This is a genomic window from Bradyrhizobium sp. Ghvi (assembly GCF_900115265.1).
GTDB lineage: Bacteria > Pseudomonadota > Alphaproteobacteria > Rhizobiales > Xanthobacteraceae > Bradyrhizobium.
The window spans coordinates 644,069-657,823 of the sequence record NZ_FOVU01000003.1 but is presented as its reverse complement, the minus strand read 5'-3'; the positions used below and the strand labels follow the sequence as shown (position 1 = coordinate 657,823).

Here is a 13,755-nt window from a genome sequence, read left to right as displayed (position 1 = left end):
AAACCAGAGTGGTTCATGGATTGGCTCGGCTTCACCATCGTAATCATCTGCCTGCTGGTGTCCGGCTTCTTCGCCGCGAGCGAGACCGCGCTGACCGGCGCTTCGCGCGCCAGCATGCTGCGGCTGTCCAAGCAGGGTAATCGCGACGCCGACGTCGTGTCGCAACTGCTCGACATGCGCGAGCGCCTGATCGGCGCGCTGCTGCTCGGCAACAACATCGCCAATATCACGGCCTCCGCGCTCGCGACCTCCATCTTCACCGCCTGGTTCGGCGATGTCGGCGTGCTCTATGCTACCGGCGTGATGACGGCGCTGGTCGTGATCTTCGCCGAAGTGCTGCCCAAGACCATCGCCATCAACGCGCCCGATCGCATGGCGCTCGCGGTCGCGCGTCCGATGCGGCTGACCATGTACGTGCTGGGGCCGCTGCTGCGCGTGGTGGAAGTCATCGTGCGCCTGTTGATGCGCGGTTTCGGCCTCGCCGGCGAGCACCAGGCGATCCTGTCGCCGACCGAGCGCCTGCGCGGTGCGGTCGACCTCCTGCATCACGAGGGCAAGGTCGAGAAGCTGGACCGAGACATGCTCGGCGGTCTGCTCGATCTGCGCGAGCTCCAGGTCTCCGACGTCATGATCCATCGCACCGAGATGATGATGATCAACGCTGATCTGCCGCCGGAGGAACTGGTGCGCGAAGTGCTGGCGACCGAATACACCCGCATTCCGCTCTGGCGCGAGAAGCCGGAAAACATCATCGGCGTGCTCCACGCCAAGGACCTTCTGCGCGCGATCCGCGCGTCCGACGGCGACACCTCGCGCATCGACGTCTCCACCATCGCGCTGCCGCCGTGGTTCGTACCGGAGATGCGCCCCGTATCCGAGCAGCTGAAGGCATTCCGCCGCCGCAAGACACATTTCGCGCTGGTCGTCGACGAGTACGGCGAGGTCGAAGGTCTCGTGACGCTGGAAGACATTCTGGAAGAGATCGTCGGTGACATCTCCGACGAGCACGACGTCGTGGTCGCGGGCGTGCGCGCCCAGCCTGATGGCTCCGTCGTGGTCGACGGCTCGGTGCCGATCCGCGACCTCAACCGCGCCATGGACTGGCGTCTGCCCGATGAAGAGGCCACCACGGTCGCCGGCCTCGTCATTCACGAAGCACGCTCGATCCCGGACCGCGGCCAGAGCTTCACCTTCCACGGCTTCCGCTTCCGCGTCCTCCGCCGCGAGCGCAACCGCATCACCGCGCTCCGTATTTCACCGGTCCCGCGTGAGGCCGAGACGGAAGGGGCAAAGCCGAGACGGGCGGGGACGTCGTTCTGATTCTTACCCTCCCCTGGGTAGGGTAAGCGAAGTTACCTTTCCCCCGGCGCCAGCGCATGGATCGCCAGCGCATGTACGCTGCCGGAGAGTTCCGTAGCCAGCGCGGAATTTATCATGCGATGGCGATCGACCCGGCTCTTCCCTTCGAAGGCCTCAGATACAATATAAACGCGGAAGTGCGTCTCGCCGCCCGGCCGATGGCCGGCATGGCCCTCATGCAAATGTGACTCGTCGACGACTTGCAGGCTTTCCGGAGTGAAAGCTTCCTGCAACTTGTTGCTGATAGTGTCTCGCATAGCCATTTGTGCCATTCGGGTGCAGAGATCGCTCCCCGTTATTTGCCGGGTTTGCCGCTAATTGCAATGTCAAGACTTGAAGGTTTTTGCATTGCGTAGTCAAAGTCAGCCATGCCGATCGATTCATCAAAGTTCTTCGACTCCATCCGCGTGAAGCCGCGAGGCAAGCAGCCGGAAGCGAAGCCGCGTGAGACCGTGGTCGCCTGCGAGTGGGCCGGGTGTCAGAACAAGGGCGCGCACCGTGCGCCGAAGGGACGCGAGAATCAACGCGAGTACTGGCACTTCTGCCTGGAGCATGTGCGCGAGTACAACCAGAACTACAATTTCTTCTCCGGCATGAATGCCGATGCCGTCGCGCGCTACCAGAAGGACGCGCTGACCGGCCATCGTCCGACCTGGAAGATGGGTGCTAATGGCGGCAAGAAGGGTGCGGAAGCCGAGATCGATATGGCGTCCGATCCGTTCAGCATGTTCTCTGAGATCAACGGCCGTGCCAGCTGGCGCAAGGGCCCCGAAGCTGAGCCCAAGGCCGAAACGCGCAAGGTCATGAACGCCGAGCGCAAGGCGCTCCAGGTCATGGGCCTCGGCCCCAGTGCCACGCTCGCCGACGTCAAGACCAAGTACAAGGCGCTGGTCAAGCAGCACCACCCCGACGCCAATGGCGGCGACCGCTCCACCGAGGATCGCCTGATCGAGATCATCAAGGCGTACAATTATCTGAAGACGGTGGTGCGGGAGGCGTAGTCTACGCCTTCGGGAAGGACAACTCGCAGACCAGTCCTTCCGGCCGCCACTGGCGGGTCACCTTTCCCCGCAACGTTCGGATGATGCCGTCGACTGCGCCGATTCCAAAGCCCTTGCGCTTCGGCGGCTCGTTGACCCGGGGACCGCCGCTCTCCGACCAGTGCAGCATGAGGGGCTCCGCGCCATCGGTGTCCCATCGGATCTCGAGCCGGCCCGAAGGGATCGACAGCGCGCCATATTTGGCGGCGTTTGTCGCCAGCTCGTGCAGGGCGACTGCGATCGACTGGGCCAGCGTCGGCGGCAGATGGACGTCCTCTCCCGCGATCCTGATCCGCTCGCCGTCCGGGCTTGCGTAGGGCCTGAGCTCTTCTTCCACGATGGTCTTCAGGTTCGCGCCGGTCCAGCGCGAGGCCGAGAATAGTCTCTGCACGTTGGCAAGCGCGCTGAGCCGGCCCGCAAACACGGCCTGAAACTCTTCTGCGGTATCCGCCTTCGTCAGCCGCAGCATGGCCTGAGACACCGCAAGCAGATTGTTCGCGCGATGGTCGACCTCCGATGTGAGCAGCATCATGCGCTGCTCGGCCTCCTTGCGGGCGGTGATGTCGACCAGCATGTTCACCGCACCAACCAGTCGGCCGTGCCCGTCGCGCAGCGGGGTCGGATACGGCATGAAGTAGATGCGGGAGCCGTCCGGCCGTTCGGCCACGGCCTCGGTGTCGCGCACCGGCCGGTTCTCCTTGAGTGCGATAGCCATCGGGCATTCTTCGTGGGGAAGGGGCGTGCCGTCAGGCCAATACAGCTTCCACGTCACGCACCACATCTCGCCGATTTCCGGCGTGCGTCCGGCAAAGTGGATGCAGGCTTGATTGAAGAAAGTGATGCGGCCGGTTGCGTCGGTCGTGTAGATCGCGGCGGGTAATGCCTGGAGCAAGTCCCGGAACCGCCTCTCGGTATCCGACCCCAGCTCGGCCCGGCTTGCCGCATAGCCGGCGGCGATCTCACCGATCCTGGCCTCGTCCGCGTGTCCACACAAGTCCAGCATTGCGTTCCTCTACGGGGCCAGATCAGCCAATGCGCTGGACGCGCGTATGTTCCAGAGTGCTCGTCGAAGACGTACCGGCTCCTTCAGCTGTCGTAGATCAGGATTTCGCGTGCGACAGCGGAGCGCAGCTCCGCCGTCGCCCTTGCCCTTCGTTCCCCAGGCAGCCTCACGCCTCCGGCATCGCCCCGACATAGGACGAGCTCGGCCGGATCAGCCGCCCCGTCCGCTGCTGCTCGCGCGCATGTGCGGTCCAGCCTGCGGCGCGCGCCACCGCGAAGATCGGCGTGAACGCCTGGCGCGGGATCGCCAGCGCATCGAGCAGGATCGCGGTGAAGAACTCCACGTTCGTTTCCAGCGGCCGCTCCGGATTCTTCTTGCGCAAGGCGGCGCGGATATAGGCCTCGACCTCGCCGGCAAACGGCAAATCGGTGCCGTTGGACGCGAGCGCCTCGACCGCGGTCTTGAGCACGTCGGCGCGTGGATCGCGCACGCGATAGACGCGATGACCAAAACCCATCATGCGCTCGCCGCGCGCCAGCGCCGCATCGACCCAGGGCTGGATGCGCTCGCGCGAGCCGATGGCGTCCAACATTTCCAGCACCGGCTCCGGCGCGCCGCCATGCAGGGGACCAGTGAGCGCACAATAGCCGGCGGTGACGGCGGCGAACAGATCGGCTTGCGTCGAAGCCACCACGCGCGCGGTGAAGGTCGAGGCGTTCATGCCGTGGTCGCTGGCGGTGACGAGATAGGCATCGAGCGCGGTCACCTCGCGCGCGGCCGGTGCGCGCCCGTGCAGCATACGCAGCGTATCGGCGGCATGGCTGATGGTCGGATCGGGCGCGACCGGGTCGAGCCCTTTTGCGCGCCGGACCAGCGCGCCCGCGATCACCGGGAACGCGCCGACAATCGTCGCCTCGTGCTCGAGCCCGGGCTCGGCGCGAAGTCCCGCGACGGCCGCACGAAACCCCTCCACGATGCCCATGCCTTGGGACGCTGCCAGCAACTGGGGCAGCCGCGCGAATGCGCGGTCCCGCGCCGCGCCCAGGCTCGCCCGCACATTGGCTTCGCTCAAATTGGTCTTGCTGGCGCCGTTCCAGAGCCGGGCGGTGACGCCCTCAAAGCTCGACATGGCGGCGAGGCGGCCGACATGCTCGCCGGCGATGATCAGCTCGCCGCGCTCGCCGTCGACATGGCTCAGCACGGTCTCGGCCGCGGGAACGCCGTCCAGCCCGATCTGGCTTTTGGTGAGGTGGATGTTCATGGCCAATCTCCCTTTTTGCACTGCACCGAGGGAAGATCAGGCCTCTCGACAGCTTGATCAATCTTGATTACGTAAATCAATATGAAAAATTCGGAAGGCCTCTACCTCTCCGCCCGGGAAGCCGCGGCCGAGCTCGCGATCTCGCCGGCCACGCTCTACGCCTATGTCAGCCGCGGCCTGATCCGCTCCGAGCCGACGCCGGACTCACGCAGGAACCGTTACCGCGCCGAGGACGTCCGCGCCCTGAAGGAACGCCGCGTGCCGTCGCCGGAGCCCCGCGGCCTGCGCAGCTTCGATGCCGACCTCCCCGTCATGGACACGGAGATCTCGACCATCACCGAGGAGGGCGCGATCTACCGCGGCGTCAATTGCGTCGATCTCGCCGAGAACGACACGCTGGAGCACACCGCAACGCTGCTCTGGGACGTCGCCGACGTCGATCCCTTCGCGTCCGACAATCAGCCAAAGATCTCCGACGAGATGCGCGCGATCGCGCAAGCCGCGCGCCGCGCAGCGCCGATCGATCGTGCCATTGCCGTGCTGGCGCTCGCGACCAGCGCCGATTCCCGCGCCTTCACCCGCGCACATGATGGCCGTGCAATGGTCGGCGGGCGCATCATCCGGCTGCTTGTCGCCACGATGCTCAATTCCGAGCCGTCATCCGATCCGCTGCATCAGCAAATCGCGCGCGCATGGGCGCCTGACAACAAGCACGCGCCGGATCTGATCCGCCGCGCGCTGGTGCTGCTGGCCGATCATGAATTGAACGCCTCGACATTCACCGCGCGCTGCGCGGCTTCGACCGGGCTCAGCCTCTACGATGCCGTCATCGCCGGCCTCGCCGCGTTGAAGGGGCCGAAACATGGTGGCGCCGGCGTGCTGGCCTCGCAGCTCGTCAAGACGCTGGTCGACCGCGACGTCGAGCCGATGGTGCGCGAACGCGTGGCGCTGGGCGAGCGCTTTCCGGGCTTCGGTCACGGCGTCTACAAGCGCGGCGATCCTCGCGCGCAATCGCTGCTGAACGCCCTGGCGCGTGCCGGCGCGCCGCGCAAGTTCACCAAGGAAGTGCCGGAGCGGATCGCGGAAGCGACCGGCGAGTTCGTCAATATCGACTACGTGCTCGCCGTGCTCGTGCACGCGCTGCGCCTGCCCCTCGGCAGCGAACTCGCGCTGTTCGCGATGGCCCGCAGCGTCGGCTGGATCGCGCATGCGAGCGAGCAATTGCAGTTCGGCAAGCTGATCCGACCAAGGGCGCGCTATGTGGGACCGGCGCCGGGGCGGAGGGCTGGGGCGGGTTAGAAACGCGGAGCGCGCGCTGCATCTCTGCTGTCGTCCTGGCGAAGGCCAAGACCCCTAACCACCGAGTTCAGTTTGGCGAAGATTGGTGATTGGCAACAGCGCGCAACAACTTCTCCCTGGGTAACGGGTCCTGGTTTTCGCCAGGACGACTTGGGAAGAGTTCTAAGCTCGCGGCTTCGCTTCCGCGACAACGCTACCGTTCTGCCGGCGGCGGTAGAGCCAGATCGCGAGGCCGCCGATGATCGCCGCCGCCACCACGGTCAAAATCCAGATGTGCTTGAATGGATGCCCATGGTGCGGCAGTCCGAAATATTGGTGGAAGGCCGAGACCGCCAGCACGCCCGGCAGGACGTGGGCCGGCGCCCACACCAGGATCGCCGGGATGTTGACCGCGTAGAATTTCGTGGGCGTCATCCCCAGCGCGCCGGCGGTGACAGGCACGAAGGCGCGGATCGGCGGCACGAAGCGGGCGAAGAACACGGCCCAGGTGCCGAAGCGGTGGAAGAAGCTTTCGCTCTCCTCGACCACGCGCGGATAGTTGGTCAGGGGCCAGGTGTTGAGGATCTTGCGCTGCTGCCGGTGCCCGAGCCAGTAGGCCGAACCGTCGCCCAGCACGGCGCCCACGGCGGCGGCGAGCAGCACCCATTGCAGTCTCAGGTCGCCGCCTGGAACCAGCGCGCTCAGCGCCAGGATGATGGTCGAGCCGGGGATCACCGAGCCCACCACCGGGACCGCTTCGAGCAGCGCCGCCAGGAAGAGGGTCAGATAAGCCAGCCACGCATGGACTGAAACGAACGAGATCAGGGGATCAAGAAAGGACGTCACGAGGTCTCTGTAGCGGGCTGGGGCATTTGGGTTCAGACCCTACATAAGTAAGATTGGGCGATGAAAGTGCCATTCGCTCGGTCAGGAGGGCGCTCCGGGGCCAAATTTGGGCGAGATTTGCAGGGCAGCCTTCCCAAAATCGCGTTCCTTGCCTATCTAAATGAAAAGACAACGGAACTTTGATTGGGGGGCAGGCTTCTGCCGGCACGTTGTCTCTGATAGGTTCGCAGCCGCACCCAGCCGCAGCCAACGTGCAAATAACTGGTCTCGGGATCGCCCGGGACCTCGGAGGATTGATGACGACCGCCGCCATGTCCAAAGTTGAGGAAGTTTCCGGTTTGCCCGACATGAAGGTGTCGGTGCGTCAGGTGTTCGGGATCGACAGCGATCTCGAAGTGCCGGCCTATTCCGAAGTCGACCCTCACGTCCCTGAAGTCGATTCCGACTACCGCTTCGACCGCGCCACCACGCTCGCCATTCTCGCCGGCTTCGCCAGGAACCGCCGCGTGATGGTGACCGGCTATCACGGCACCGGTAAATCCACCCATATCGAGCAGGTCGCCGCCCGCCTGAACTGGCCCTGCGTGCGCGTCAACCTCGACAGCCACATCAGCCGTATCGACCTCGTCGGCAAGGATTCCATCGTGGTCCGCGACGGCAAGCAGGTCACCGAATTCCGAGACGGCATCCTGCCCTGGGCGCTGCAGCACAACGTGGCGCTGGTGTTCGACGAATACGACGCCGGCCGCCCGGACGTGATGTTCGTGATCCAGCGCGTGCTGGAAGTCTCGGGGCGCCTGACGCTGCTCGACCAGAACAAGGTGATCAAGCCGCACCCGGCCTTCCGTCTGTTTGCGACCGCCAATACGGTTGGCCTCGGCGACACCTCGGGCCTCTATCACGGCACCCAGCAGATCAACCAGGGCCAGATGGACCGCTGGTCGATCGTCACCACGCTGAACTATCTCAGCCATGACGAGGAAGTGGAGATCGTGCTGGCCAAGGCCAAGCACTATCGCACCCAGGAAGGCCGCGACATCGTCAACAAGATGGTGCGCCTTGCCGATCTCACCCGCAACGCGTTCGCCAATGGCGATCTGTCGACGGTGATGAGCCCGCGCACGGTGATCACTTGGGCCGAGAATTCCGACATCTTCGGCGATATCGGTTTCGCCTTCCGCGTCACCTTCCTCAACAAGTGCGACGAGCTCGAGCGTCCCCTGGTCGCCGAGTTCTACCAGCGCTGCTTCAACGCGGAGCTGCCGGAATCGGCAGTCAACGTGGCGCTGAGCTGAGCTCATGCAGCATGTCGTCCCGGACAAGCGGAGCGCAGATCCGGGACCCATAACCACAGGCTGTGGTTGTTGCGTGAGCTATCAGTTGCCACCCTCCGCCAAATGACGTCCTGTGGTTATGGGTCCCCGCGTTCGCGGGGACGACAGGTCAAGCTGAGCTTGGGACGACGGTGAGATCAGATGAGCACCACCTCCAACTCCAAATTCCGCAGCACCAAGGAAGCGCCGACCGAGCCGTTCAAGCGCTCGGTGGCGTCCTGCCTGAAGGCGATCGCGAAGACGCCCGAACTCGACGTGTCGTTCGCGGCGGAGCGCCCGGGCCTCGCGCCGGGCAAGGCTCGCTTGCCCGAGCCCGCGCGCAAGATGACCAAGCGTGATGCCGCGATCGTGCGCGGCCACGCCGATTCCATCGCGCTCAAGATCGCCTGTCACGATCCCAAGGTGCATCGCAAGCTGATGCCCGCCAATCCGCAGGCGCGCGGCGTGTTCGAGGCGGTGGAGCAGGCGAGGGTCGAGGCGATCGGCGCGCGCCGCATGGCGGGCGTTGCGAAGAATCTCACCGCCATGCTCGACGACCATTTCCATCGCGGCAAGTTCGACGAGATCACCGACCGCGCCGACGCCCCGCTCGCCGATGCCTTGGCGATGCTGGTGCGCGAGCGCCTGACCGGTCTCGCGCCGCCCGCCGCCGCCAGGAAGATGGTCGATCTCTGGCGCCCCATTCTCGAAGACAAGATCGGCAAGCGGCTCGACCGGCTCGACGGCGTGGTCGAGGACCAGACCAGGTTCGGCGACGCCGTGCATGACCTCCTGACCGCGCTCGAGCTCGGCGACGAGCGCAGCGCCGACAGCGAGGACAACGACGACAACGACGAGAACCAGGACGGCGACAACGATCAGTCCGGTGCCGAGGGCTCGCCCGATTCCGACGCCGCGCAGGAGATGAGCGCCGACCAGGCGCAGGCCTCAGCTGAGGAGATGAGCGAGAGCGCGATGGAAAGCGCGCAGGCCTCGACCTCGGACACCTTCGACGACGGCGAGCTCGGCGACGACGAGACGCCGGGCGAGGCGACGCGTCCGAACCAGCACGGCAAGAACGAGCCGCGCGGGCCGGAATACCACGCCTTCGCGCCGAAGTTCGACGAGATCATCGCTGCCGAAGATCTCTGCGATCATGACGAGCTGGAGCGCCTGCGCGCCTATCTCGACAAGCAGCTCGCGCATCTGCAAGGCATCGTCGCCCGCCTCGCCAACCGGCTGCAGCGCCGGCTGATGGCGCAGCAGAACCGCGCCTGGGAGTTCGACCTCGAAGAGGGTATCCTCGACCCCGCGCGGCTGTCGCGCGTGGTCACCGATCCCTATCACCCGCTGTCCTTCATGCACGAGAAGGAGGCGACGTTCCGCGACACCGTCGTCACGCTGCTGCTCGACAATTCCGGCTCGATGCGCGGACGCCCCATCACGGTCGCCGCGACCTGCGCCGACATTCTCGCCCGCACGCTGGAGCGTTGCGGCGTCAAGGTCGAGATCCTGGGATTCACCACGCGGGCCTGGAAGGGCGGGCAATCGCGCGAGGCGTGGCTGGCCGCCGGCAAGCCGGCCAATCCCGGCCGCCTCAACGATCTCCGCCACATCATTTACAAATCCGCCGACGCCCCCTGGCGCCGTGCGCGAAAGAATCTCGGCCTGATGATGCGCGAGGGCCTCTTGAAGGAGAACATCGACGGCGAGGCGCTGGACTGGGCGCACAAGCGCCTGCTGGCGAGGGCCGAGCAACGCAAGATCCTGATGATGATCTCGGATGGCGCGCCGGTCGACGATTCCACGCTGTCGGTCAATCCCGGCAATTATCTCGAGCGGCACCTGCGCCACATCATCGAGGAGATCGAGACCCGCTCGCCGGTCGAGCTGATCGCGATCGGCATCGGCCATGACGTCACGCGCTACTACCGCCGCGCGGTGACGATCGTGGATGCCGAAGAGCTCGGCGGCGCCATCACCGAGAAGCTCGCCGAACTCTTCAGCGAGACCAACGCGGCACCGACGCCAGCCCCCAGCCGCCCGCGACGCAAATTGCATTCGTGAGCACGCATCAATCCCGCCGCTTCTTTCTCGGTCACGCGGCGGCGGGATTTTCCACTCTCGCTCTGGCTCGCTATGCACAGGCGCAAGCGGCGCCAAATCAGGCGCAGGCAGAGCACACCGTCACCGAGCCCGTCGGCATCGAGGTCAATGCCCGGCCGATTCCCAACTTCGAGCCGCGCGACCGCGCGCGCGTGCGCTTCGGCGCCTTGCAATATCGCAGCGGTCTGGTCCTGACCTCGCCGCATCGCGGCTTCGGCGGCCTGTCCGCGTTCCGCTTTCTCGATACCAAGGGCGAGCGCTTTCTCTCACTGTCGGATCAAGGCACCTGGTTCACCGGCGCGATCCGCTACGCCAATGGCAGGATGGTCGGGCTCGCCGACGTCGAGGCCGCGCCGATCCTGAACAGCGAGGGACGGCCGATCACGGAAAAGCGGCTGTGGTACGACACCGAGTCGCTCGCGCGCGATGGCTCGATCGTTTATGTCGGGCTCGAGCGCGTCAACCAGATCATGCGCTTCGATTTCGGACGCGGCGGCACGCGCGCCCGCGGCGAAGTGCTGCCGACGCCGTCTGCCATCCGTAAGCTGCCCTACAACAAGGGGCTGGAGGCGCTGGTGTTCGTGCCCCGGGACATGAAAGGCCAGCCGCTCGCGGGCACGCTGATCGCGATGTCGGAAGGCGGCTTCGACGCCGACGGCAATCTGATCGGCTTCCTCATCGGCGGCTCCTCGCCGGGCCAGTTCAGCGTCAAGCGCACCGACAAGCAGTTCATCAGCGATGCCGTGCTGTTGCCCACGGGCGAGCTCTTGATCCTGGAGCGCAAATTCTCCTGGTTCACCGGCATCAACATTCGCATCCGCTCGATCCCGCTGAAATCCATCGCGCCGGGCGCAGTGGTCGACGGCCCCGTGCTGTTCGAGGCCGATCTCGGCCACGAGGTCGACAACATGGAAGGCATCGACGCCCACCTCACGGCCGAGGGCGAGACCGTGCTGACGATGGTCTCGGACGATAATTTCTCCATGCTCCAGCGCACGCTGCTGCTGCAGTTCACGCTGGTGGATTAACCACCGCCGTCCTCCCGGGGCGCGCAAAGCGCGAGCCCCGGGATGACAGCGCAGCCGCAATGCATGGCCCCGCCATCCGCCATGCTCCGCGCGCACCTCGCAATTCGCGCTTCGCCCACTAAACTTCATGCAATCGCTTCCATTCCTCCCAGCCGGATTTCTCCCGCATGAGCGCCCTGTTTTCCCCGATCAAGCTGCGCGGCCTTAACCTGAAGAACCGCGTCGTGGTGTCGCCGATGTGCCAGTATTCGGCCGAAGACGGCGTTCCCACCGACTGGCATTTCACCCACATCAACAACCTGGCGCTGTCGGGCGCGGCGATGTTCTGCATCGAGGCGACCCATGTCGAGGCGATCGGCCGCATCACGGCGGGCTGCCTCGGCCTCTACAGCGATGCCTCGGAAGCCGCCCTGAAGCAGATCCTCACCTCGGTGCGCAAGCATTCCTCCACCGCGATCGCGATGCAGCTCGCTCACGCGGGCCGCAAAGCCTCCAGCGCGCGGCCCTGGGACGGCGGCCAGCTCATTCCGATCAGCGCAGGCGGCTGGCAGACCGTGGCGCCGTCGGCGATCCCGCACAAGGAAGGCGAGGCCGCGCCAACAGCGCTCGATGCGAGCGGCTTGAAGCGCATCCGCGAGGCCTTCGTTGACGCTGCGAAGCGCGCGGAGCGCATCGGCATCGACGCGATCGAGCTGCATGGCGCGCACGGCTATCTCCTGCATCAATTCCTGTCGCCGCTCTCCAACAAGCGCACCGACGAATATGGCGGCAGCCTGCACAACCGCATGCGCTTCCCGCTGGAAGTGTACGACGCCGTGCGCGCGGCGTTCCCGCAACAAAAGCCGATCGGCATGCGCGTGTCGTCGACCGACTGGGTCGAGGGCGGCTGGGATCTCGCGCAGACCATCGAATTCGCAAGCGCGCTGAAGGCGCGCGGCATCGACTGGATCGATGCCTCCTCCGGCGGCGTCTCCCCGCTGCAGAAGATCGCGCTCGGCCCCGGCTATCAGGTGCAGTTTGCGGACGCGATCAAGCGCGAGACCGGCTTGCCTGTTATGGCCGTCGGCCTGATCACGGAGCCCAAGCAGGCCGAGGAGATCGTGGCATCAGGCAAGGCCGACATGGTCGCGCTCGCCCGCGGCATGCTCTACGATCCTCGCTGGGGCTGGCACGCCGCCGCCGAACTCGGCGGCGAAGTCGAGGCACCGCCGCAATACTGGCGCTCGCAGCCGTCCACGCAGAAGGCGCTGTTCGGCAAGACCACGTTCGGGGCGCGGTGATTTCTCCTTCATCTCTCCCGGCAAGCGGGAGAGGGAGCAATAAAGACCTCACGCATCCGTAACATCCCCCAGCTTCCGCCCGGGCCGAAATGGGCCTAACCTCCGTGCATTCATCGCGGAGATCCGCCATGCGGTTTCGTGTTCGCAAGACTGCGCATTTGCTCGAGCGCCTCGGCCTCGCCATGGCGGGCGCCGCGTGCGGGCTGTTCGTCGGCGCCTATGTCGGCTCGACGTTTCCCGTGCTCACCACGCAGGGCTTTCTGCTGCTCATGATGCTGCTCGGCGTGATCGGCTTCTATCTCGGCATCGACACGCCGCAGCTGCCCTTCGACGATGCGCACAGCCGGATCGACGCCGCGGAATTCCTGAGCTCCGCCGGAACGCTGTGCGCCACGCTCACCGCGCTCGTCTCCGTCGCCGTCATCGTGCTTCGCCTCGAGCCCCACGACGCGCTGACCGCCCTGGTGTTTGTCGGCTGGATCGCGGGAGTGGCCATGCAGATCGTCGCCGGTGCAAAGGCGCGGATGCGGAAGGCGTAGCGATTGTTTGCTGCGCGAGCTCGCGCAACAGGCACACTGCGTTCCCTCCCCCCTTGTGGGGGAGGGCTAGGGAGAGGGGTACCACACGACGTGCTCTCTCCTATCAAGCGAGATTCCGTTGCCCCAAATCAGCACCATTTTCTGAGCACCCCTCTCCCCAACCCTCCCCCACAAGGGGGGAGGGAGCCGAGCGGAGTGCTGGCTACGTCTCTCGACTCACGATGATGAAAGTTAGTCCCGCGACCGCCGCCCTCAGAACACCACGCCTACCCGCGTGCCGCGCTTCCAGGCGATCCGGCAGCGTTTCTTCGTGTTCACGTGTAGCAGCTCGAAGCGGTCGGGAATCTTCACTTGCCCGCCGAGATCGACGCAGGCCCCGCCGGGCGAATAGTCGATCAGCGTGCAGGGGATGACCGGCGCGCGCGGGTCGGTGATGATCTTGGCCTGACGCGACACCAGGCCTGAGGGTTTCACGCGGGCAAATCTGCGGGGAAATTGCGGCACGTCTCCTCCAACTCCGCTGGTCTTCTCTCCGGTCGGGTTCCCATCATGCCCACGAGGTGATGCGATCACGCTAAAGCGGGCGGGAGAATTTTAATGAAAAGTAGCGGCCGGCGGAGAAGGTGGAGGTAGCAGGGTGAGGGCGGCGGTGGTGAGGGGCTCTGCCGCAGCCTCAAACGCAGCCGTCGTTTCTGCGAACGC

At 65.5% G+C, this 13,755-nt stretch carries 13 protein-coding genes; 8 read left to right on the top strand and 5 right to left on the bottom strand.

Annotation, left to right across the window (positions count from 1 at the left end; all coding sequences use genetic code 11):
* The first annotated feature begins 15 nt into the window (after positions 1-15).
* Positions 16-1,320: an HlyC/CorC family transporter gene (locus BM374_RS14365; RefSeq protein WP_092293064.1), complete on the top strand. Its 1,305-nt coding sequence runs from the start codon at positions 16-18 to the stop codon at positions 1,318-1,320.
* Between the two features lie 32 nt (positions 1,321-1,352).
* On the opposite strand, the gene BM374_RS14360 is transcribed toward BM374_RS14365, so the two are convergent.
* Positions 1,353-1,631 carry a BolA family protein gene (locus tag BM374_RS14360; RefSeq protein WP_502689434.1) on the bottom strand — a complete coding sequence of 93 codons (279 nt, stop codon included), beginning with the start codon at positions 1,629-1,631 and terminating at the stop codon, positions 1,353-1,355.
* Between the two features lie 96 nt (positions 1,632-1,727).
* Here BM374_RS14360 and BM374_RS14355 point away from each other — a divergent pair, with 96 nt between their 5' ends.
* Positions 1,728-2,360, top strand: a complete 633-nt coding sequence (locus tag BM374_RS14355; protein WP_092293062.1) for a J domain-containing protein — start codon at positions 1,728-1,730, stop codon at positions 2,358-2,360.
* Position 2,361: 1 nt separating this feature from the next.
* Here the strand turns inward: BM374_RS14355 and BM374_RS14350 are convergent, their stop codons facing one another.
* Both BM374_RS14350 and BM374_RS14345 read right to left on the bottom strand, forming a co-directional pair.
* Positions 2,362-3,402 carry a sensor histidine kinase gene (locus BM374_RS14350; RefSeq protein ID WP_092293060.1) on the bottom strand — a complete coding sequence of 347 codons (1,041 nt, stop codon included), beginning with the start codon at positions 3,400-3,402 and terminating at the stop codon, positions 2,362-2,364.
* Between the two features lie 166 nt (positions 3,403-3,568).
* Entirely contained in the window at positions 3,569-4,663 is a 1,095-nt protein-coding gene (locus BM374_RS14345) for a citrate synthase/methylcitrate synthase (protein ID WP_092293058.1), read from the bottom strand.
* Positions 4,664-4,744: 81 nt separating this feature from the next.
* Between BM374_RS14345 and BM374_RS14340 the strand changes: the two genes are divergently transcribed.
* Entirely contained in the window at positions 4,745-5,962 is a 1,218-nt protein-coding gene (locus BM374_RS14340; RefSeq protein WP_092293056.1) for a citrate/2-methylcitrate synthase, read from the top strand.
* 162 nt (positions 5,963-6,124) lie between these two features.
* Here the strand turns inward: BM374_RS14340 and BM374_RS14335 are convergent, their stop codons facing one another.
* Complete coding sequence (locus BM374_RS14335; RefSeq protein WP_092293054.1) at positions 6,125-6,787, bottom strand: DedA family protein; 663 nt, start codon at positions 6,785-6,787, stop codon at positions 6,125-6,127.
* Between the two features lie 296 nt (positions 6,788-7,083).
* On the opposite strand from BM374_RS14335, the gene cobS reads away from it, so the two are divergent.
* The 5 genes from cobS to BM374_RS14310 all read left to right on the top strand — a co-directional run bounded on the left by cobS (position 7,084) and on the right by BM374_RS14310 (position 13,053).
* Complete coding sequence (cobS, locus tag BM374_RS14330) at positions 7,084-8,082, top strand: cobaltochelatase subunit CobS (RefSeq protein ID WP_092293052.1); 999 nt, start codon at positions 7,084-7,086, stop codon at positions 8,080-8,082.
* Between the two features lie 180 nt (positions 8,083-8,262).
* Positions 8,263-10,167, top strand: a complete 1,905-nt coding sequence (cobT, locus tag BM374_RS14325) for a cobaltochelatase subunit CobT (protein WP_092293050.1) — start codon at positions 8,263-8,265, stop codon at positions 10,165-10,167.
* On the top strand, positions 10,164-11,234 hold the full coding sequence (locus BM374_RS14320; RefSeq protein ID WP_092293048.1) for an esterase-like activity of phytase family protein: 1,071 nt from the start codon (positions 10,164-10,166) through the stop codon (positions 11,232-11,234). The genes cobT and BM374_RS14320 overlap by 4 nt, the downstream gene beginning before the upstream one ends.
* A 167-nt stretch (positions 11,235-11,401) precedes the next feature.
* The gene (locus tag BM374_RS14315) at positions 11,402-12,514 is read left to right on the top strand and encodes an NADH:flavin oxidoreductase/NADH oxidase (protein WP_092293046.1); all 1,113 of its coding nucleotides are present in this window, start codon (positions 11,402-11,404) and stop codon (positions 12,512-12,514) included.
* 128 nt (positions 12,515-12,642) lie between these two features.
* Positions 12,643-13,053: a hypothetical protein gene (locus BM374_RS14310; RefSeq protein WP_092293044.1), complete on the top strand. Its 411-nt coding sequence runs from the start codon at positions 12,643-12,645 to the stop codon at positions 13,051-13,053.
* A gap of 252 nt (positions 13,054-13,305) precedes the next feature.
* Here BM374_RS14310 and BM374_RS14305 read toward each other — a convergent pair whose 3' ends face one another.
* Positions 13,306-13,557, bottom strand: a complete 252-nt coding sequence (locus BM374_RS14305) for a PilZ domain-containing protein (protein ID WP_083514210.1) — start codon at positions 13,555-13,557, stop codon at positions 13,306-13,308.
* Positions 13,558-13,755: the final 198 nt, after the last annotated feature.